A 20129-nucleotide genomic window follows, 5' to 3' on the forward strand; every position below is an offset into this window, starting at 1 on the left:
GTCAGCCGCGGAGACGACCATATGCTCCCCGGTTTTCTTCTGCTGGCAACTGCGTATATCAGTTGTAATCGCAGTATGTTTTTCACTCTTCATGTGCGCATGAGAGCACACGTACAATACACCTGCAAACGGGGGAATTTTTATATTTTTTCATCCCCCCAAAAGGGTGATAAAATCGCTGAACTAAATTCAATTTTTCTGCGCTGCCACAACCCACTCAACCACCTGGGGCAATGTGTACTTTTCACCAGCAAAAGCGCACTGCACCACATCGTTACAAAATCTTGAGTACCGACTAACTTCATCTGTAGTGCTTTTCTTGGATTTTGAAGGTCTCAGATTGGTATACTGGTGTATTGAAGGAGCGAGCCCTTTTATAAATGTCAGCAGAATTTCTTTTTCGTCCGACGTTTTAATAGGGAAGACTCGTAACCACCAGTCACAGCTTGCAACCAGTTGCGCATGCAACTCCTCTCTATTGTTCAGCTTTTCTGGGTCAAACGACGGAAGTTCACTACTTGAATATTTGTCAACCTTCGGCTCCATAGACTCCAAATACTTACAAACGGGCACCCATAAATACTCGGCGGTTTCCGGTTTTACTTTTTTCAAATTCCGCTTGATTGTAGTAATCAGTTTTCTCTGTCCTCGCATTACTGCTACTTCGCCATCTTTGTTTAAAATATAGTCGAGAGCCAACTTTGCATTCGCGGCATCTGTGGCGATTTCACCAATAAACTCGTCCCATAGAGCAGTGTCTTTCATAAACTCTGGATCATGGTATTTCCTGAGACTTTTTTTCAAGGACGCTTCAATATCTGGATAAATATCAGACTCTCGAGCCCATTCTCTAAGTATTATTTCAGTATCTGTTCGATTACTCATGCCCAACCCCCTACGCCAATAGTTTGAGCTCGAGTTCGGTTTTTAGTTTTTCCCAGTTCGGGAGCTTTGATTCTAAGAGGGTGCGGAAGGCCTGATTGTGCTGTTTGTGGCGCACGTGGCATAGCTCGTGGACGATCACGTAGTCGATCTGCGCCTTGGAGGCCTGGATCAGGTCCTGGTTGAGGATGATGCGGTGCGGTTTTTCGAGGTAGCTGCCCCACCGCTTTTTCAGCTTGCGGATTCCAAGGCTTGGAAGTTCGGCATAGTCGAACAGCCCGAAGCAGACCGCAAGCCGCTCGCGGAACACGCGCTCGGTCTTTTCGGCATACCACGCGTCCAGCAGTTTGCGGGTAATCAGACGGTTTTTCGGGAAGGCGCTGTAGACGGTGAGCGTGCCGTGCTGGAGGGAGACGCGGGGATCGCCCTTGGCTTTCCGCACCAGCAGTTTGTAGGTGCGCCCCAAATAGCGGAAGGTTTCACCGGAAACATACTGCTTCTCAGAGGGCGGTTTGAACCGGGCAAAATAGCGCTGCTGCTTATGAACCCAGGTGCATTTGCGTTTCAGGAAATCATTGATGCGTCTGGCCTTCGCCTCCAATGGCACCTTCACCACCACGGACTGGTTAGGATAGACCGTGGCGGCCATGGTTTTACGCTCTTCCTTGATCAGGTGGTAGTCGAACTCCACGTTTTCAAAAACAAACGTATGCATTGCATTGGTTCGCAATGATGAATAGTGAAGATTGAATTCCGAGTTATGCATCCCCTATTCCCGGTTCTCCACCGCCAGCTCCCACACCATGGAAATGATGCGGTCGATCTCTTCAATGGCCATGGCGGCGCCAAATTGCTCCTGCACCACGTCGAACAGATAGTCCTCCAGCTCAACGCGCACCCGACGCTCAACCTCGACGTTTTTGTGCCAGTCGATAATCTTATGGCTTTCGACAATCCCCACCATCGCCTCCGTGGCGGTGGCCAGCTGTTGCTCGGAAATACCGGCATCTCCCAGCGCCGCGCGGAGGTTGCGGTAATAGGTATGCAGCGGCTTCCGCTTTTTCAGCGGTGCGGGGATATCGTTGTCCTCGTAGTCGACAACATGCCCCTGGATTTCCCGGGCATCCTCCAGCAGTGCCCTGGCGTCCTCTGCCTTGGCGGTGCGGAGCTCCTCGATCAGACGGGCAATCTTGTCGCTGAAGCGGCGGTAAAACTCCGGATCTTTATGGTAGTTCTCCTTGATGGTGCGCTCGGTATGGGCGGCGATGGCCTCGGCCTTCGACTTATCGGAAAGCCCCCTGTCCGTATTTTCGATATAGGCATTGAACTCCAACGACTCCGACAGGCAGATCGGCTCCGCCAGCGCCTGCACATAGTCCGCCGAAACATACTTGTCCAGAATGCGCCGGATCTGGTCTATGTATTTCGAAAAGTCTACCGACTCCGCATTAACGGCCTTGGCGGTCTTTTTCAGCTCCAGGAACTTTTTAAGGTCGGTCTGGTAGCGGCGCAGCTTTTCCGGATCAAACTTCTTGGTAAAGTCATAGAGCATGCAGCAGGCTGCAAACTGCTTGATGAACTCGTTCACCAGCTCATAGAACCGCTCGCGCGTCACCAGGTCGCCCTCCAGCACCCGCAGATACTCTTCGGTATCCTTCGGGTTGCGCACACCGTTAAAAATCCCGCGCAGCTCCTGATAGACCTTTTCCAACTCCTGGATCTTTTCGTCGGTATTCAGCAGGGCGCGGTCGACGTCGTCCGGGTCATAATGGGTGAACAGCTGCATGGCGTCGCGCAGGTTCTTGCCATTGCGGGAATAATCGATCACAAAGCCGTTCACCTTGGCCTCCCGGCCCTCGTCGCCGTCGAACAGGCGGTTGACGCGGGCGATGGCCTGCAGCAGGTTGTGATCCTTCAGCTGCTTCGCCAGATAGAGGAACGTATTGCGCGGTGCGTCGAACCCCGTCAGCAGCTTGTCCACCACAATCAGGATGCGCACGCCCTCCGGGTTATCCTTAAAATCCGCCACCAACCGCTTTTCCCGGGTATCGAGCGATGTGCCGTGCCGATGCTTCTCGTCGGCCAGAAACTCCGCCACCACCTTCTTGTGCTCCGGCAGCTGGTCGTCGGCCTCGCTGTCGTTCGTATCGGAAACAATCACCTCCGACCGGGCAACACCTGTTTCACCCGCGCAGAGCTCGAACGCCTTCTGGAACAGGACGGCCGCATATTTCGACGGCGCCACCACCTGCGCCTTCAACCCGGTGTCAATAAACGACTGATAGTGCTCCATAATATCCAGCGCAATCGTCTCGATCCGCTGCGAGGTTTCCTCCAGCAGCTGCGGCGAATTAAACTTTTGCTGGAAATCCTTCTTCTGGCCTTCCGACAGCCCCTGCGTCAGCTGGTCGTAGAACTTGTCCAGCAGGCCGCGCTTCACCTCCAGCTCCGCAAACCGCGGCTGGTAAATCAGCGGCAGCACCACACCGTCCGCCTCCGCCTCCGAAATCGTGTAGGCGTCGATCACCCCACCATACTTCACCGCACTCGACTTTTCCTTCTTCATCAGCGGCGTGCCCGTAAAAGCAATCTGGCACGCCCTGGGCAGCACCAGGTTCAGCTCCGTATTCGCCTTGCCCGCCTGCGACCGATGCGCTTCGTCGATCAAAACAAATACGTTCGGATCGTCGTCCACAAAGTCCCGCGCGGTTTTCGCCGCTTCGAACTTATGGATCAGCGCGGTGATCACCCGCTGATCCTTCTCCCGGAGAAGCTGCATCAACTCCCGGCTGCTCGTCGTCTTCTTTACATCCTTCTTAATACTGCACGCCGCGAAGGTGTCGGCAATCTGCTTGTCCAGGTCTTTGCGGTCGGTCACCACCAGCACGCGCGGCAGCACAATGTCCGGGTCGTCGATCAGGCACTTTACCAGCATCACCATCGTCAGGCTCTTGCCCGACCCCTGCGTATGCCAGATCAGCCCGCCCCGGCGCCGACCGTGCTCATCGAACGTCTTCAGCCGGTCAATCGTCTTGCGGATCGCGAAATATTGCTGGTAGCGCGCCACCTTCTTGATCCCGCCGTCGTACAAAACAAAGTTCCGCACCAGATCCAGCATCCGCCCCGGCATCAATAAGGAATACAACCCCTTATCCTGCTCCGTCGCTGCGCGCGGAGACGTTCGGGCGACATCAATGTCGCCCCTACAGAGGTCGGCGGTGATTTGGGACACTATCGACGGATCGACCGACTTGTTGATGACGGCCGAAACCTCGGCCTCGAACACCGCGGGGTCGGCGTCCTTTTCTTTCCAATGGGTGTAAAACTTGGCCGGGGTGAGCATGGTGCCGTATTTCAGCTTCCGAACATTGGAAGCAATCAATAACTGGGGAAACAGGAAAAAGCGCGGCGTTTCGTTGCGCCCTTGGTTGCGGATCATCTGGGTGACCGCCTCGGCCACCTGCACCGACTCCCGCTTGCATTCGATCACCGCGAACGGGATGCCGTTCACAAAAAGCACAATGTCCGGGCGGCGCTCGTGGTTTTCCGACAGCTCGAATTCGGCGCAAACATGGAAGGTATTATTGGCCGGCACCTTCCAGTCGATAAACTTCATCTGGGGCGACACCCGCCGCCCGTCGATCAGCTCGCTTACCGCACGCCCGGCCAGCAGCAGCGCATAGATCTCTTCCGATGCCCGGAAAACGCCCATCCCCATATCAACGGCCTGCTCCAGATCAAACACCGCGTCGCGGATGCTCTTGCCCGAAATCTTCGGGCTGTTGATCGCCCGCAGCGCATCGAACGCCACGTCGCGCAGGATGTACTGCCCCTGACTTTCTCTGAGCTGCCTGACTTTTTCGCGCGACAAATACGTATATCCCATATTTACCAACTGCAGCAGCGCGGGTATCTGCGACACCGACGCCTCGTCAAAATCCGGCATATCGAATAAGTCACTCATACTGATTCTCCAGAAGGATTAGCCACAAGAGAGCGCAAAGGACGCGAAAACACGTTTAGATTGGATGGCCACAAAGAGGCGCAAAATGCACGAAGATGATTTACCACCCGCTTCGCTAGAGGCACGGAGGCGCGGAGTTTGTTTTGACAGGATATCAGGATGTGCATGATTTTTTATTCCTCTGTGTCTCTGTGCCCTCTGCTTGTCACGCCATAGCTTTAGCGACGGCGGATGGTGAAAATAGGTTCCGTGTATTCTGTGTATTCCGTGGTTAACCCTTAATGAATTCAGGAAGCCTAATGCTTCCTGTCACAAGGTTGTTGAGCAGGTATTTCTTTTGGTCGCGCCATTTGTCGAGCTTCCGTTCCAGCGTCTCAATTTCCCGATCCGCCGCCCTCAGCACTTTTGCTATCGCCTGTTGTTCTTCCAAGGGAGGGAGAGGTAGTTCCACTTTCTTTAGGTTCTTCGGATAAATATGAACCACGGATTGCCCTTGTCCTAATCGATTCAACTGTCGACGGCCCGCCGTATTGAAGTAAGCGGAAAGATAATCGGCGCGTGCGCACTTAATATCTGCCGCTACTATTACTATATCGCCACCCGCGTAGGCTTCCTCAGTCTTCATGTAGGCAATTGACTTCCCGATTTCCTCTGCGGTTTCTCCTGACCCGGCAAACAGCAGATCATTTTGATTAATGCGTTGTGACTGGGCCGCTAGCTCTTTGGATATGAATGAACGGAAAGTTTTAATGACGAAATCATCATTGGTGTAGATTTCACCGTATCTTATGCAAGGAACGCCAGTTTCCGAAAGTTCACTTTTCGCAATCCCCGCCCCCTTGTAGAACTCACCTATCTGTTCCAGCCTTACGGTTTTCCAACCCTTGAAAAACCCAGGAAGTCGCTGCTGGCCGGAGAGGAGCTGCTGCATCAGCCCCTTTTTGATCCGCCGCTTATTCCCTATTTTTAATTCCAGCTTCCGAATGCCCCGATCCCAGCACTCCAGCACCCCCGCAATCGCCTCCTGCTCAGGGAGAGATGGGAGAGGTACAAACATTTTTGCCAATGCACCAGCGTTTACATTTTTCTGGGCTCCACCTATTTCCATTTGGCCAAACTGTATTTTTCCATGGGGCGAATTGATATAGGTGCATAAAAAATGGCTAAAAACTATCTCTGGATTCGGCGATGTTATTAGAGATGTGAACACTTGACTACCAGCTTGGCTAGACTTCACTACAGCCGACAGCCCCGGGTAACCAGTCCGCACTGTGACAATATCTCCTGATTTGAGTCTCTTCCTTCTATGCTGATACTCATAATCAGGATCAATAAACAACATACGTCTGTCATCGAGGTAGCCCTCGGCCACATTAAGGTTGCGGTACATCCTAATACCTTCGTCACGATAAGCATGAGTTGCTGCTGAAGCAATCCCTACAGAAACTCGAGAAGCAATGTTCTCAACCCTATTTGTTTCCCACTCCAGAGGAATCCACCCGACTTTGGTTTTTTTATACCCCGGCCTGTTTTCGTTTTTCTGCATTAGGACTCTTCCTCTTCAAAATCGGTGTTGCCTGCTTCAGACGGGAAGACGCATCCGCTATCCATGCTTTTCGCAAGCAGCAGATGAATCCGCATGATTTCTTTTACAAGAGCTGGAAGTTCGATTTGCTTGCCCAGAATCTCAAGGGCTCTTTTGTCCACGTAGTAGGCACGGAAAAAGAGCATGGGGGCACCATGATTCGGCGGTTTCGGGCCGACATAGCTAGGGAAGAAGTTCCCTGCAATGTGCCCTTTTATATACTCATCAATTTTTTCATCAAAGTGCTCGGCTTGGTTTCTTACATCTCGTGATTTTAAAGGGCTTGTTTCATCAACGCTAAAAACCCTTCTCAACTCCACGCCACGGCCTTCATATTTTTTTGACGGCCAAAAGTATCTGGAAAGCGCACCAGCTTGATGCACGATGTTTTGAACATGATTCAGAACCTCATATTGGTCGATCTTCCACATTCCGCTTTCCATCCGATTGTGGAAATCATCAATCCATCCCGCTGAGATCAGTGCTGCTTCTGTTCGAGCAAGCATGCTCTCGATATAGAAAAACTGGTATGGCGGCCATATGGAGAAATCATCTTTCTGTTTCATGACGGCATCCAAGAGTAGCTGTTCTGATTGTATTCAATAAATGGGCTCCGATTGATCCCGTATAGTACGGCACTGCAAACCTCGTAACCATGCTGGAACACCGATCGAAACTCCGTCGGCTTGAGCTTGCGGAGCGTAGTGGCGAATTCTGACACAGTTTTTATTTCAGTTGGCGTCATGTAACGGGCTTTTGGTATTTCTGCATTCAGGTTTTTGCAGATCTGCTCGACTGACTCTCCCATGCGAAGATATCCACCGTTGTTATTGTTACGGAAAAATCCGAATAGTTCACGAGCCCGCAGGCTGCGCACCTGATCCATTGGGATATTAACCAGCCGCATGGGCTGGCGAGGTAGGACAATGTTTTTAAGCCATTTTCGATAAACGAAATCCAAAGGTTTTGATGCATCACAAACAAGTGCAAAATCTAAATCATACCGAAGGCCCTTTTTCGTTTTATAGATAGCCTCCACTCCAAGATTATCATACACCCCGCCATCCCATAGGGTCAGGGATTTTGCGATTGGATTTACATCTATGTCTGGAGCTGAACTTTGATCCCAGCCTGCATACTTCTTCCATGCAAATTCAGCAGTTTTAATTTTCAAGGGACCAATCAATCCCGGTACGGCTGCCGAAGCAGCTACGGCATCCGATAATGGGAATTTTGGATCTACTACATAGTTCGCAATATAATCTCCCATACGCCTCTTATGAAACCGCCAGTTTTTTCCAGTCTCATAACATGTGGCGTTGATCGTCCAGCGCGGATTGGTTTCGGGGATCTCAGAGATGCAGGAGGTAATACCCCAGCGATCTTTGATTAGCTTCCCGATAATTTGTGCGCGGCCTTCCAGCACCTGGGGCCATGCTCTCAATAAATAAGCTCTTTGAAGGTCATAGCTGGTAAGAAACCGGGAGATTTCAGGCAAACATTTATTCAGGTAATCGTCAGCAGTCGGCCACCGTTTTCCTGCTTTTTCGAAAATCAGCGCTACGCATAGGCTTCCGCCCGAAACGGTGGAAATGTGTTCAAATGATGACCAAAACTCCGTTTCCGCCAAACGTGCAAGCACGCCCAGATGAAACACCGAAGCCCGCACACCACCTCCAGATAATGAAAGTCCTGTTTTCATGATGCTGTCGGTGCTTGGCTATAGTTGCACTGCCCATCACCTTTAACTGTAAACTGTATGCGACCCCCCGTTTTCGTTGAAAGAAATTTCTTCTCTCCTGTAGTCCACGCAATGCCATTCGGCTTTGTGCGAAAACTATCATGAGTTGGTTCCATCCCGTATTTATCGCTTATCAGAACCATAGCAGGATCGATTGTATCCATCATGTCTTGGCAGTATACCGATTGCCTTCCGTGGTGTGGAGCGACAAGGATTCGATATGTTGCGCCATCTATAAGAGGTTGAAAATCAGAAGCATACTTGCTCCAGAATTCTAGCCACCCGGCCTCTTCGATATCGCCCGGAAAACAAAACAACCACCCCTTATAGGAATAGAACATGACGATGGATGTATTGTTTTTATTCATACCCTCTCTATATGAAAGGCAACTTGCTTCAATTGTTACTCCACCATTGTAATCTGGATTGCGTGGATTCTCTGACCATTCAATTCCTCCACCATATGAACCGTCTAGCTCCTTATATTTCTTTTGATATTCATGCTGTTCGTCACCAAACTTTTCCCTGTCTGGGAGTGATTTGTTTCTCCGAAGGACTCTCGGTTTACCCAGGTGTTCGATGATTTTCGGTAGGTTGTGGAGATGATCCAAATCGGGATGACTAATGACAAGATAGTCTAGTTCAGTTTCCCCATAGTGGTGCCTTACGTGATGGGCGGGACAAAAGCCCGTTTCTGGGTACCACCCTGCATCAATCCAGTGATTGTGGCCATTGGGTGTTTGTATCCAGATTGAAAGACCATGGCCAACATCCCATAGCGTGAACATCATCTGTTTTTTCGCGGCATTTTCGCGTTCAATTTGGGTGAGGATTCTTTGGATATCCATTGTTACCTCCTTAAGTATATTCGTTAATACCCAGTGCTTTGAGGTGTGTCTGCATCTCTTTATCCGGCTCCGTCAGCTCGGCGATGATTTCCTTTAGCATCGTCTCTATTTCCGATCCTTCGGCGGGCACGGATCATTTCCATAACTGTTTCCAGCTCGGATGCGTCCATCGGTTCCGTGAATCTTGGTATCGGAATGCTGGTTGCGGGCAATATCTTGAGCGATGTTGATCGCCTGTGCCTGCGTTTTAGTCACGGCGGTTGCTTTGCTGTTTCCAGCACCCTTAACCGCCCATCCATCCGAGTGCTTTACTACGTGTTGGTTTTTGCCGCGTGCCATGGTGTTGCTCCTTATCTTGTTGGTTATTCCCCGATCCCCAGCGCCTTCAGGTGCTCGGCCATTTCGGCTTCGACCTTCACGAGTTCAGTATCGATTTCCTTCAATTCCTTGAGGTTGGCCTCGATGTCGATCTCCTCCTCTTCCTCGAAGGTGTCGACATAGCGGGTGATATTGAGATTGTGGTCGTTTTCGGCGATCTCGCCGGGCAGGACGGGACGGCAGAACTTTTCGATCGGCTTGCGCTTTTCGACGGCGTCGATGATTTTCTGGATATGCTTCTCTTCCATAAAGTTCATGGCCTTGCCGGGCTTGAACTCTTTGGAGGCCTCAACAAAAAAGACGTCCTTGCGGTCGGCGTTGGCACCGCCTTCTTCGCGGGATCGGTCGAGGATAAGGATGGCGACGGGGATGCCCGTGGTTTGGAACAGCCCGGCAGGCAGGCCAATGACGGTATCGACGATATTTTGCTCCAGCAGGCTTTTGCGAATCCGGCCTTCGGCCGCGCCGCGGAACAGTACGCCGTGCGGGACAATGACGGCGACGCGCCCTTCCCCGGCCTTGGCGGTTTCGACCATGTGGGTGACGAAGGCATAGTCGCCCTTGGTCTTGGGCGGCAGGCCGCGCCAGAAGCGGTTGTAGGGATCGTTCTCGATGTTTTCGCCCATCCATTTTTTAAGGGAGAACGGCGGGTTGGCGACGACGAGGTCGAACTTCATGAGGGCGTCGTCTTCCTTGAGCAGCGGATTGTTGAGGGTGTCGCCCTGTTTGATGGTGGCGGAATCCTTGCCGTGCAGGAACATGTTCATGCGGGCGAGGTTGTAGGTGCCCATATTGCTTTCCTGGCCGTAGAGGGCGTAGTCGTTCGAGCCCTGCTTCTCGATCTCAGCCCCTGCCAGCAGCAGCAGACCGCCCGCCCCGCAGGCAGGATCGCAGATGCGCCAGCCGGGTTGCGGCCTGGCCAGCCGCGCCAGCAGCTCGGCGACGGAATGGACGGTGAAGAATTCGCCAGCTTTTTTTCCGGCATCGGAACCGAAGCGCTCGACCATATACATATAGGCATTGCCGATCACGTCGTCGCCCGCCTCGGTGAGGTCGATCCTTGAAAAGTCGTCCATGAGGTCGCGCAGCATTTTGTTGCGCTGCTCGGTATTGCCGAGCACGGCCTCGGAGTTGAAGTCGACGGTGATGATGCCGCCGAGCCGCTCACTGTTTTCGTCTTCGATCCGATGCAGCGCCTTGTTGAGCAGTTCGCCGAGGTTGTCTTCCTCGCGCTTGAGGTAGAGCTCGTGGAAGCTGGCGCCCTCGGGAATGATGAAGCGTTCGCTTTTCAGGCGCAGGGCAATACGGTCTTTGTCGTCGCCATAGCGCGCCTTGAGTTTTTCCAGCGTGTGCTGATGCAGGTCGGAGATATATTTGAAGAAGAGGAAGAGCAGGACATAGTCCTTGTAGACCCCGCCATCGACGTTGCCGCGCGAGGAGTCGGCCGCGTTCCACAGCGTTTTGTTCAGCTCGTCCTGGGTGTATTTTTTTGCGCCTGTCATGGTTGGCTCTCCGTTTAAACTATTGAATGGTTGAAAGTCTCGCCTTGGCTGAAGCTTCGGCAGTCAAGTGGTGGTTAATGAGTCCGTCCAGCAGCTCCAGCTTGCGGGCGGTGAGCCGGGCATAGTCCCGGCGGCTCTGTTCGAGGTCGATCAGCTCCTGCTGCGTTCCAAGGTCTGGAACCGGGAGAATGAAATGCTCCATCGTATTGCGGCTGACATAGGGAATGGAGGATTGCTCGATCAGACGGTTAAAGCCCAGCCTGCCCTGCGCGGAGTTGAAGTAGAGTGACAGATAGGCCGGCAAAACCGCCTTACCGGGCTTAACCCTGACCACCAGCAACGAGCCGGAAGCGACACACCCGCCTTCGCATTGCCCGGAAAACACCGCCGACGCAAAACGACCGCGCGTGGAAACCAGCACATCGCCTGCTTTTAGAAGGTGCTCTTTCTTGAGGCCGGAAACGACAACCCGTAAAATTCGGGCATCCAGAATACGACCGTCATCCGACAGATCACGCGGTTGTATGACGCATACGTTACCATCAGGATCATGGATGATTTTAGACCTAAAGGCATAACCTGCTCGTATTTCAGCTATATCGCAAATACTCATAACAGTTCGCAATATAGTCATACTGCGCATTCTGTCAAGCCTCTCGCAATAAACAAATATTGCACAGTTGACGCAGGTATACATTTTTCTCTACAGTTTGGTGCAACAAAGGAGACCGATGTTATGACGCACGAGTACCCGCCAAAACAAATTAAGATCGGGAACAGCACGTTCGAGGTTTCCGGATATGGCCGACTTCACCCTTGCTGGACTGGGCACGTGAAAAACTCGAAATCCTAACCGCTGATAACTGGCAGGATATCAAACAACAATTACTGGCGGACCGGGAGGATGGGTTGTGAGTGAAGAACTAATCATGCTGCATAAAGATGCGAGCAGAAAAGATGAGACACAGTTCATAAAGTACATCGCGGCTAACTGCCATCCCAACTACCAAATTATAGTCAAAATAGCACACTGGTTTTTCAAAGATGACATTCGTGCGCTACTGAATGATGAATACAAGACCCTGCTTCTTAAAAGACTCAGGGCCGACAACCCGACTGAGTTGATCCTCTCATTAGTTAACAAGCTCGATTGTAATAAGGGGGAGGGCAAGCAGGTCCAGATCGAACCGTTTAACTTCTTGCGAGATATAGACAATATAGACGAAGCTGGGAAACTTGCCCTCTCCGATGTCCTGCAATCCGTATTTTCACAAGGCCTCACACACGACGGTGTTTATGATTTTGCACGGCAATGCCTTATTGAACATGCTATAAAAAAGAAAGATTTAGCTTTCAGCATCATTGAACAAAATTCGGCATCTGGCTTGCCCGAAATTGCTATAAGAAACATTGTGCGATTTGCCATAAACAATTCCCTTGAGATGTATGAGTGTGAGGCGTTTTTTTGGCAGTTGAACTCTGCCGCACACAGATTGAAGTCACATAATATTCCGGTCGCAAAACATCTAAAAAATGCATATCCACCTTCGCTACTAGTACAGCTAGCTACCACTTCGGACATTAAAAAGAACCTTGATCATCTAAAAAAACTTGCGGTGGAAATAGGCACGGAAAATAAAAGTGCATTGCAAATATTTGGATGGTGCGTAAAGGAAGCCTATGTAGCCAGATATGAGGCCAACGTCGATGAACACTATGATGAAGACCAGAATTTTCTGGCACACCTCGCACATATCGAAGGTATATTTTCGCACCCAACGTTTTGGAACGAGCTCTCAAGCGTAACGAGTAAAATTCGTAGCATCACAGCGACCAAGAAATATCCTTCTCGCCTTGAGGCGCTCCGGGAATTCTGCCGCATATGCTACATCAACAAGCTCCTTGCAGGCAATAAACCTGCGCTATCGCGGGGAACCGACGTCTACATAGCAGCATCTGACTTCCTAAGGCACTCTATCGGGCTACACAAAGAAACCTTTGAAAATGATCTCAAGGGAGCTTACCGCATCGCTCAGCTCGAAATTGAGCACGGAAGAAATGATGTCCACCTTGAATGTGAAAAATAATTCCTTCGAATTCCCATGCATAAGGTTCTGCACAGCAAATAATAACTAAAAACCCCTTCCAGAAACACCAGTTCGCGTATAATTTCGGCGGACTCCTTCGCTACTTTTCCTCCAGTCAGATTAACCCTGGAGGACACAATGAAAAGCAGCACCAAGCAGATGATCACCGTTGCATTAGCGGCCGACGAAACCATCGACAGCACATCGCGAAAACAACTGGCACAAGCCTTGGCCGGCAAGCAAAGAGCCGGCAAACAAATCGGCACCAAGGAGGCGGCTGCCATCCTTGGCATACACCCCATTAGCCTGAGAAGACTTGAAAAGAGAGGTGCCATTTCAGCGGTACGGCTTAGCAAACGGCGTATCCGCTGGTTTCTCGAAGATGTCACCCGTCTTCGCGACCAAGGAGTGGAAATCGACCGGGGGGTGGAAAAATGAACGCGCCGCCAACTACAATCTGCATCGATCACAACAGCGTGCATTTCACCCGAGCGAGATTCCTGATGGAAACTAGGTCTTGCGACCCAAACAGAGCCATTCTTAATCTGCTATGCGTTGAACGGCGGGCGCGGGGTATCTCGATCACGGCAACAAATGGACAATTCCTGCGCTCGGACAACTTCAACATACGCGCCGAGCCGGGGGTTTATTGCGTTGCGAGTAACACGGTCGACCAGATCGGCCTAATTCGGGTCTATGAAACTGCTGCATACCCCAATTATCGCCATGCGATCCCAAGGCTCAACTCATCAAATTCCCACGTTCTGGAAGGCCACGGTCTTAATTTTGTTGTCTGGGCCGCAGCGGCCCTAGGCACATATATCTCCCCGACATTGATCCATATTGGCGAGAATGAACCCTTTAAACTCCACATTCATAAGAAGGATTACCTTGGAGTCGTCCTGAAGAACAGGAATACGACGGCAGTCATCATGCCGGTCACCAGCAAGGAAAAATGGACAGATTTAGTTACCAACATCCAGCGAGGCGTACACCTCAAGGCCCTATTGGGCGAACAAACAGCTTCCCTGAAACTAATTCACAACAACCAAACTGGAGCCGCAAAATGACCACAAAAAAAACCGCGCTGGCAGGCGCGGAATCCAATACTCAACACAAAGAAGAACATATCATGAACAATACTACCCTGCAAGCGTTCGATACGGCAACGGGGCTTCTGATGCGGCATTCTGGAGGCGCACTATGAATCCGGGACATGAACAGCTGCCGGTTTTGGTTCGGCAAATCACCGAGTTAAGGATTACCGGGAACATGATCCCTAACACATGGACAAAATTCATTGTTCATGGCAAGAAGAAGGAGCCCGACTTCCTCGCTATGCACATCCTGAGCGACACCGTCTATTGGTATCGTGCCTCGGTCAAGAAGGACGAAGAAACCGGGCTCGTAATCCACGTCAAAAAAAGGTTCACAGCAGACAAGCTGCAGCGAAGCTATGCGCAGCTGGCGGAACTGTTCAGCATGTCGAAAGCACGGGTCAAGCAATCTATTGACCTGTTGATTGATCAGGGTCTCATCGAGCGTGAATTCAGGAACATAACTCCGGAGATGGGCTCCCCGCTAAACAACGTCATGTTCCTGGCTCCCGTACCGGACAAGATCCGGGAAATCAGCTTCCCCAGAGTCGACAAGCGGCCAAGGAAGCCAGCAAAAAGCTACAACGTATCGAAAAAAAACAAGGTGGCCCCCTCTCCGGAAACCAAAGCACCCCCCTCCCCTGATAAATCGATAGCCCCCTCCCCCAAAACTTTTGGGGGACGTATACAAGAGACTACAACGGAGATTACAACGGAGGTTACAACAGAGAAAAATCCCTTATATTCCCTTGCCGGGGGCAAGGGAACTTCTCCTTCTTTTTTTTCTTCTGAAATACCATACCCGTCGATCCCGGAGAACGCGGCATCTACGGAAGCAGTTCCGACGGGAGGTGCTCCAACTACTGAGCCCCAATCTCCCGGAGAGACCCTTTCCCCGGAACCTGTGCCAGACGAAGATGAGGAGGAGGGCTGGGATCCTCCCTTTGACCTGCAGTGGATAAGCAACTGCTCCCCGGAAGAACTGGATGCTGAAAGGGTGAAAATTACCGCGCTCAAAAGGCGTCTCCGGGAACAGCAGGCAGAGAGGCTCATGCAAACCAGATTATACCCGTTGATATGCGCCATCTTTTATCGCAACGTTGCCCCTGAAGAAATGATCCCCATGCTGTCCCCCTTGCGAACCGGCACCATTTCCGCAAACAACCTGCTGTTTGCCGCGGCTTACTCCCTCTTGTCCCAGTGCGTTAATTTCTCCAACATCCCGGATCTCGTCCGTGCATTGAAGGAAAAAGACGACGATCAATATCTTGCTAGGTGCCGGGATGATATCACGGAAAGTCTTGCGCTTGAGCAAGAGATATTTCACCGCGAATATCCTGATGCAGATCTAGAAGAAGCCCTTGAATCTCTGAGAGAAACATACGGCTCTGTGATCATCGACTTCGGATACGATCGCGGCGCGGCTCAGAAACTCAAAGACAAGTGCGATCGCGTTATGACTAAGCAGACCGAGTACTGGAATTCGATATGCAGCAACCTTAATGTATATCAAGGCTTAGGATGCACCTTGAATCATCTTTGGGAACATGCCGACGCCACGGCTTACCAATCATGGGACGCCATCAAACTCGCTGCACTGTTCAAGCTGGATCTTATTCAGCCAGAAGCAGCCATCAACGATCAACGAGTCGAAGACGCTTGCCGGAAGGCAAGCGAGTACAGGTTCGTCCGGGATCTATTCTCGCAGGCAGAATCAGGGCACCCCGCCCTGAAGCAAATTCTCGATTCCAGCGAAACCCTGCCCAGCGAGAGCCAGACCCCAGAATGTAAAGTCGACGACACGACGGACACGGTCCTCGCGATGGCCGAGAAAGGGCTTGGGGACGATATAGCCCTCCCCAATGTAACAAACAACGAGGCGGTCACACTCACAACAAAGAACCACAAACGAAAGGAACTAAAATGAAATATAAACTGACAGAAGAAACTAGAGAGATTAACGGCATCACGTTATACCGCATCGAGGCGACATCCTCTTTCGGTGACGTAAAGGAAGGCGACCTGGGCGGATGGGTCGAGAATTCTAAAAACCTGTCCAAGAGAAGGCGGGCATGGATCGCCGACGAAGCCGCCGTGTACGGAGAGGCAAGGGTCGGAGGAGATGCCTGGATCGGAGGGAACGCCGAAGTATACGAACGAGCCTCAATTGGTGCGCGCGCTAAGGTTTTCGGTAATGCTAAGATTTATGGAAATGCCTGCGTCGTGGATGACGCCGTAGTGACTGACTATGCGAAGGTCAGCGGGTTCACTCAAGTGCTGGGCTGTGTCTGCATAATGAACCATGCATCCGTCTCAGGTGATATCCGACTCTTAGGCAGCATAAAGTTCGGAACAAACACGCAGCTCACCGGCCAGTTCGCGATCATTGAGCAGACCGGAACCGTTTTACACATCGATGGAAATGCTCCATACCTACCGAATTTAGAGCGTATTGCGCATAATGCAGGCATGCGTGATGAAGCCCCATCTCACATCGACTTGCAATCTGCCGACGGGCCATATTGGCATGAACCGATCAGACCTGCCCCCGAGGTTATCCACAGAGAACCACTCAGCTATGAGCGGACTATTCCCGATCTTCTGCTTAGCTCATTGAAAGAAGCATTGATGGATGTTCAGGACCCGAGAAAAAGCACTCCCCGGTTCCAACCATCCACCATCTTGAGCCTGGCGTTCATAGCGGCGTTGCGCGGAGCAAAAGAAACATCTCAAATAAATGACTTCATACCATCTCTGAGCCTGACCGTGAAACAGTCCCATTGGCTCGGACTGCCTCCCCCTCATCACCGCACTCTGGAACGAGCTATGCCTCCCTCTTCAGCTTACAGCCGACTTCACGGGGTTATCGATATGAAATCGGTTAACCGGATACTCAGGCAATGGCTGAAAGATCATCGGTACGAACTGCCCGGCCAGATGGCCCCCGCAACGCCGTTCATGGATGAAACGTTCAAGTCCCTGACGCACATGTTCCGGCGGGACAGAGCCTCTGCCGGCAAGGCAAAGCTCCGTGGCGGTACGCAGCCGAAGCAGGATTCACACAACCAACCAAAGGCAACGAAATGAACGAGAACAACATCGATGTCATAGCCGCACACCGGGATAACTACGCCGGGGCCCCCTACGAATAAGTGCATGGGCTCTTCGGACCACCGGAAGCATGAATACAGGCTTAATCGGGGCGGGCGCAATCGCCCGCCCTGCCTCCCCAACACAAAAGGCCGCCATGAAACCAGAAAGAAAATTCATACCGGATTATGACAATATCTACGTGGTGGCAGCCCCACCGCAGAGGTTCAAAGAACTCGCAAAGGAACACATGGATGGATGGGATGACCTCTTATTTGAACACGAGGTCGCATATGAGATGGGGCTTCTGGTTTTGACCAACAACGACTGGTTTGGGGCACTCTTAGTGCGACGGGCGGAAACCCAATCCCTTGAGCGAGATCACTGGCTTGGCTGGAGCACGTACCATCAAGTGGAACGAAGCCCCCTGGTTCTGGAAGTCCTTGAATACCTGCCCCGCTGGGAAGCATGCTACCGTCCAGATTACGGCGTGCGTGCCTTGCAGGCAGCCATCTCACGGATGGCGGAAATGTTCGAACTGCATTACGGCTATAAACCTTTACTGGCGGACTGCCATATGGATCCGGACGGCCGGATGCCGGACTATTTCCGCGGTGCCGGCTGGATCCTTGCAACGGAAGGGAACCCTGAAAAACTTTCAAGCTACTGGATCAATGAGTTGGTTCCCCGGGCCTCGGAAATCATGACGGCCAAAAACCTGGACAAAGCATACACGGCTGGCACCTCCCGCAAACTCACCGGACTGCTACCCATCAGCGAGCATCTTCTTCCATCGCTGAGGGATGCTTTCAAAGCCATAGACGACGATCGCGCAACGAACAAGAAACACCCTCAGCACAGCATTTTGGCAACGATATTTCTGGCCCTGCTGTGCGGATTCCATTCTGTCAACGGCATAGTGAAATTCTCTAGGCGCCTGTCGGTGGCAAATGCCCAAATGCTCGGATTCAAAGTCGACTTAAATGGATGCGCCATTATCCCAAAATACCATACCTTCTATCGGGTACTGGGCAATTTGGATCGCCTGCAGCTATCCGAATGCTTCGTTAGGTGGGTTGAAGTCCACGAGAAGGAACTCCCGCGATCCCTGCAATTTACCGGCAGGGTCATGCGCGATGCACTCATCACCTTCGTCAAGTATCTGGGCAGGCGCCACCCGCAGTAGGTACCATGCAGGAGAAATATGGGGCTGAGAGAAGGCAGAATACAGGTACACAAGCACAGAATACGCGTTGCATATATAACTATCGTAATATTATACACTTATAACCATAAAATAGTCAAATACAAAGAAAATTTATCAACTAGCGCACCTAAATCGGAAGAAACAGGCTTTCAGCGGATCTTCAAATCGCAAATTCTCTCGGTTTTCTCGCATAATACTCATATGAAAAACCATCTTTGAGAAAAATACCGGTTTTGCATGTGCTAAAACCCTGTCTATAAAAAAGAAGCAAAGAACCAACCTTGTGACATGCCCTATACAGTGAAAAAGAGCGTTTGGGGGGTTATATATAATTGAAGGGAAAGGTGTAGCTATGCCCTCCCGCCTAATGCCCCGGAATCCGCCGGGGCGTTTCTTTTAACCAATAACCAAGGAGGCTTCCCCATATGATCACGCTAAATTCAAGCTACAAAAAGACGGTGCCAATTGAAGGTCATGAATACTCAAGTCAGTCCTATCTGGCATCTGTATCCACGGAATTACCCGCAGGGTTAACCGAGTCAGAGCTGAAGGAAAAAATAGCCAACACCTTCCGCCTGGTCCGTGACTCGGTTGAGTCAGAGTTAGCGAAGGGCTCGACGCCTGGTGCGCTGCCGGAGCCGCAACAGCACAGTGCCCAGATGGATAGCAAGGCGAGCAACAAGCAGGTCGGCTATTTACTCGACTTAGCCAAGGCTCGTAACATTACGTTGATGCAACTCAATGCCGACGTCAAGAAGCAGTACGGCGTAGACTCCATATTTGATCTGGACCGTAAGACCTGTAGCCGCCTGATTGATGAGTATCAGCGGGCGGCCTAAGTACCACCCCACCCTAACACTCGGCCCCGTCGTTCCATCGTGAGCGGCGGGGCTTCTTTGTATCTACAACAGGAGAATCAAATGACATTGATGGAATTAAGAAAACGACCGCACTGGTCGTTCAGTAGTCTGAACTCATTGCTGAACATCTGCAGCTTGCAGTGGCGATTTCAGAAGATCGATAAACTCAAGCCCACGCATACATCGGTCAACTTGGTCGCAGGAAGTTGCCACCATCGTACACTCGACCAGGTCTACTTGGCGAGAAAGCTTGGTATGCCTATGACCATAGATGAAGCACTGGAACTCTATACCGAAGACTGGAGACGGTCATCACAAGAGGAGCCGATCAAATACGGTAAGCTTGATGCAGATGGCGTAGAGGAACAGGGCCGTGGTTTGATCCAGGTTGCATGGGATAACATAGATCCAACGGAGACGGTATTGCAGGTCAGCGAAGTGTTCTGTGTGCCGATTATTTATGATGGTCGGTTTATGAGTAAGCCTATGGTGGGTGAATGGGATTTAATCGTAGAGAAAGACGGTCAGCCGTTGGTGATCGATTGGAAAACTTCTGCGACTAGGTGGGCGAAAACTAAGGCCGAAAAGTCATTACAGGCAACAGCGTATTCGTTGGCGTACTGGCAGAAGCATGGGATTAATCCGGATGTACGTTTTGATGTAGCGGTGAAAAATAAGACCCCGGTGCATGAAAAGCATGTAACAAGTCGTGCCCCCGAAGACTGGGCACTGCTGGGCATGCTGGCGGCGAAGGCGGAGACCATCGTGGAACAGGAGTTATTTTATCCGAGTCTGGATTCGTTCGCCTGTAACGACTGCCCCTTTGCCGGGGCATGTGAATCATGGTGCCACGGAGAATATTCCATCGCACAGGCCGCCTAATCCACC

Annotated in this window: 19 protein-coding genes; 9 read left to right on the forward strand and 10 right to left on the reverse strand. The window is 51.3% G+C overall.

Translation table 11 applies throughout. The features are described 5' to 3' along the window. Window positions 1–189: 189 nt before the first annotated feature. The 10 genes from E9954_RS09540 to E9954_RS09585 form a co-directional block, all read right to left on the reverse strand. Window positions 190–885 carry a hypothetical protein gene (locus tag E9954_RS09540; RefSeq protein WP_136078951.1) on the reverse strand — a complete coding sequence of 232 codons (696 nt, stop codon included), beginning with the start codon at window positions 883–885 and terminating at the stop codon, window positions 190–192. Window positions 886–895: 10 nt separating this feature from the next. Next, window positions 896–1648, reverse strand: coding sequence for a M48 family metallopeptidase (locus tag E9954_RS09545; protein WP_136078952.1), 753 nt, complete (start codon window positions 1646–1648; stop codon window positions 896–898). 3 nt (window positions 1649–1651) lie between these two features. Further along, window positions 1652–4846, reverse strand: coding sequence for a type I restriction endonuclease subunit R (locus E9954_RS09550; protein WP_136078953.1), 3195 nt, complete (start codon window positions 4844–4846; stop codon window positions 1652–1654). A gap of 271 nt (window positions 4847–5117) precedes the next feature. Beyond that, window positions 5118–6392 carry a restriction endonuclease subunit S gene (locus E9954_RS09555; RefSeq protein ID WP_136078954.1) on the reverse strand — a complete coding sequence of 425 codons (1275 nt, stop codon included), beginning with the start codon at window positions 6390–6392 and terminating at the stop codon, window positions 5118–5120. Further along, window positions 6392–6997, reverse strand: a complete 606-nt coding sequence (locus E9954_RS09560; RefSeq protein ID WP_136078955.1) for a hypothetical protein — start codon at window positions 6995–6997, stop codon at window positions 6392–6394. The genes E9954_RS09555 and E9954_RS09560 overlap by 1 nt, the downstream gene beginning before the upstream one ends. Continuing rightward, window positions 6994–8133, reverse strand: coding sequence for a patatin-like phospholipase family protein (locus E9954_RS09565; RefSeq protein ID WP_136078956.1), 1140 nt, complete (start codon window positions 8131–8133; stop codon window positions 6994–6996). The genes E9954_RS09560 and E9954_RS09565 overlap by 4 nt, the downstream gene beginning before the upstream one ends. After that, the gene (locus tag E9954_RS09570; RefSeq protein ID WP_136078957.1) at window positions 8130–9020 is read right to left on the reverse strand and encodes a ComEC/Rec2 family competence protein; all 891 of its coding nucleotides are present in this window, start codon (window positions 9018–9020) and stop codon (window positions 8130–8132) included. The genes E9954_RS09565 and E9954_RS09570 overlap by 4 nt, the downstream gene beginning before the upstream one ends. Window positions 9021–9125: 105 nt before the next feature. Beyond that, window positions 9126–9359, reverse strand: a complete 234-nt coding sequence (locus E9954_RS09575) for a DUF2188 domain-containing protein (protein ID WP_136078958.1) — start codon at window positions 9357–9359, stop codon at window positions 9126–9128. Between the two features lie 23 nt (window positions 9360–9382). Next, entirely contained in the window at window positions 9383–10900 is a 1518-nt protein-coding gene (locus E9954_RS09580; protein ID WP_136078959.1) for a type I restriction-modification system subunit M, read from the reverse strand. Between the two features lie 19 nt (window positions 10901–10919). Next, window positions 10920–11513: a restriction endonuclease subunit S gene (locus E9954_RS09585; protein WP_168442121.1), complete on the reverse strand. Its 594-nt coding sequence runs from the start codon at window positions 11511–11513 to the stop codon at window positions 10920–10922. Between the two features lie 298 nt (window positions 11514–11811). On the opposite strand from E9954_RS09585, the gene E9954_RS09590 reads away from it, so the two are divergent. The 9 genes from E9954_RS09590 (at window position 11812) to E9954_RS09625 (ending at window position 20123) form a co-directional block, all read left to right on the forward strand. After that, window positions 11812–12987 carry a hypothetical protein gene (locus tag E9954_RS09590; RefSeq protein ID WP_136078961.1) on the forward strand — a complete coding sequence of 392 codons (1176 nt, stop codon included), beginning with the start codon at window positions 11812–11814 and terminating at the stop codon, window positions 12985–12987. Between the two features lie 138 nt (window positions 12988–13125). Further along, entirely contained in the window at window positions 13126–13425 is a 300-nt protein-coding gene (locus E9954_RS09595; protein ID WP_136078962.1) for a MerR family transcriptional regulator, read from the forward strand. After that, window positions 13422–14057 carry a hypothetical protein gene (locus E9954_RS09600; protein WP_136078963.1) on the forward strand — a complete coding sequence of 212 codons (636 nt, stop codon included), beginning with the start codon at window positions 13422–13424 and terminating at the stop codon, window positions 14055–14057. Before E9954_RS09595 ends, E9954_RS09600 begins: the two co-directional genes overlap by 4 nt. Next, a complete protein-coding gene (locus tag E9954_RS32400; RefSeq protein ID WP_168442122.1) occupies window positions 14054–14194 on the forward strand; it encodes a hypothetical protein in 141 nt (46 codons plus the stop codon). Before E9954_RS09600 ends, E9954_RS32400 begins: the two co-directional genes overlap by 4 nt. Beyond that, entirely contained in the window at window positions 14191–16011 is a 1821-nt protein-coding gene (locus E9954_RS09605; RefSeq protein WP_136078964.1) for a MarR family transcriptional regulator, read from the forward strand. The genes E9954_RS32400 and E9954_RS09605 overlap by 4 nt, the downstream gene beginning before the upstream one ends. Further along, window positions 16008–17171: an LbetaH domain-containing protein gene (locus tag E9954_RS09610; RefSeq protein ID WP_136078965.1), complete on the forward strand. Its 1164-nt coding sequence runs from the start codon at window positions 16008–16010 to the stop codon at window positions 17169–17171. Before E9954_RS09605 ends, E9954_RS09610 begins: the two co-directional genes overlap by 4 nt. 94 nt (window positions 17172–17265) lie before the next feature. After that, window positions 17266–18360, forward strand: a complete 1095-nt coding sequence (locus E9954_RS09615; RefSeq protein WP_136078966.1) for a transposase family protein — start codon at window positions 17266–17268, stop codon at window positions 18358–18360. Window positions 18361–18806: 446 nt separating this feature from the next. After that, a complete protein-coding gene (locus E9954_RS09620) occupies window positions 18807–19220 on the forward strand; it encodes a hypothetical protein (RefSeq protein WP_136078967.1) in 414 nt (137 codons plus the stop codon). Window positions 19221–19301: 81 nt separating this feature from the next. Continuing rightward, window positions 19302–20123 carry a PD-(D/E)XK nuclease family protein gene (locus tag E9954_RS09625; protein WP_136078968.1) on the forward strand — a complete coding sequence of 274 codons (822 nt, stop codon included), beginning with the start codon at window positions 19302–19304 and terminating at the stop codon, window positions 20121–20123. Window positions 20124–20129: the final 6 nt, after the last annotated feature.

The sequence above is a fragment of the Pontiella desulfatans genome, assembly GCF_900890425.1.
Classification (GTDB): Bacteria; Verrucomicrobiota; Kiritimatiellia; order Kiritimatiellales; family Pontiellaceae; genus Pontiella; species Pontiella desulfatans.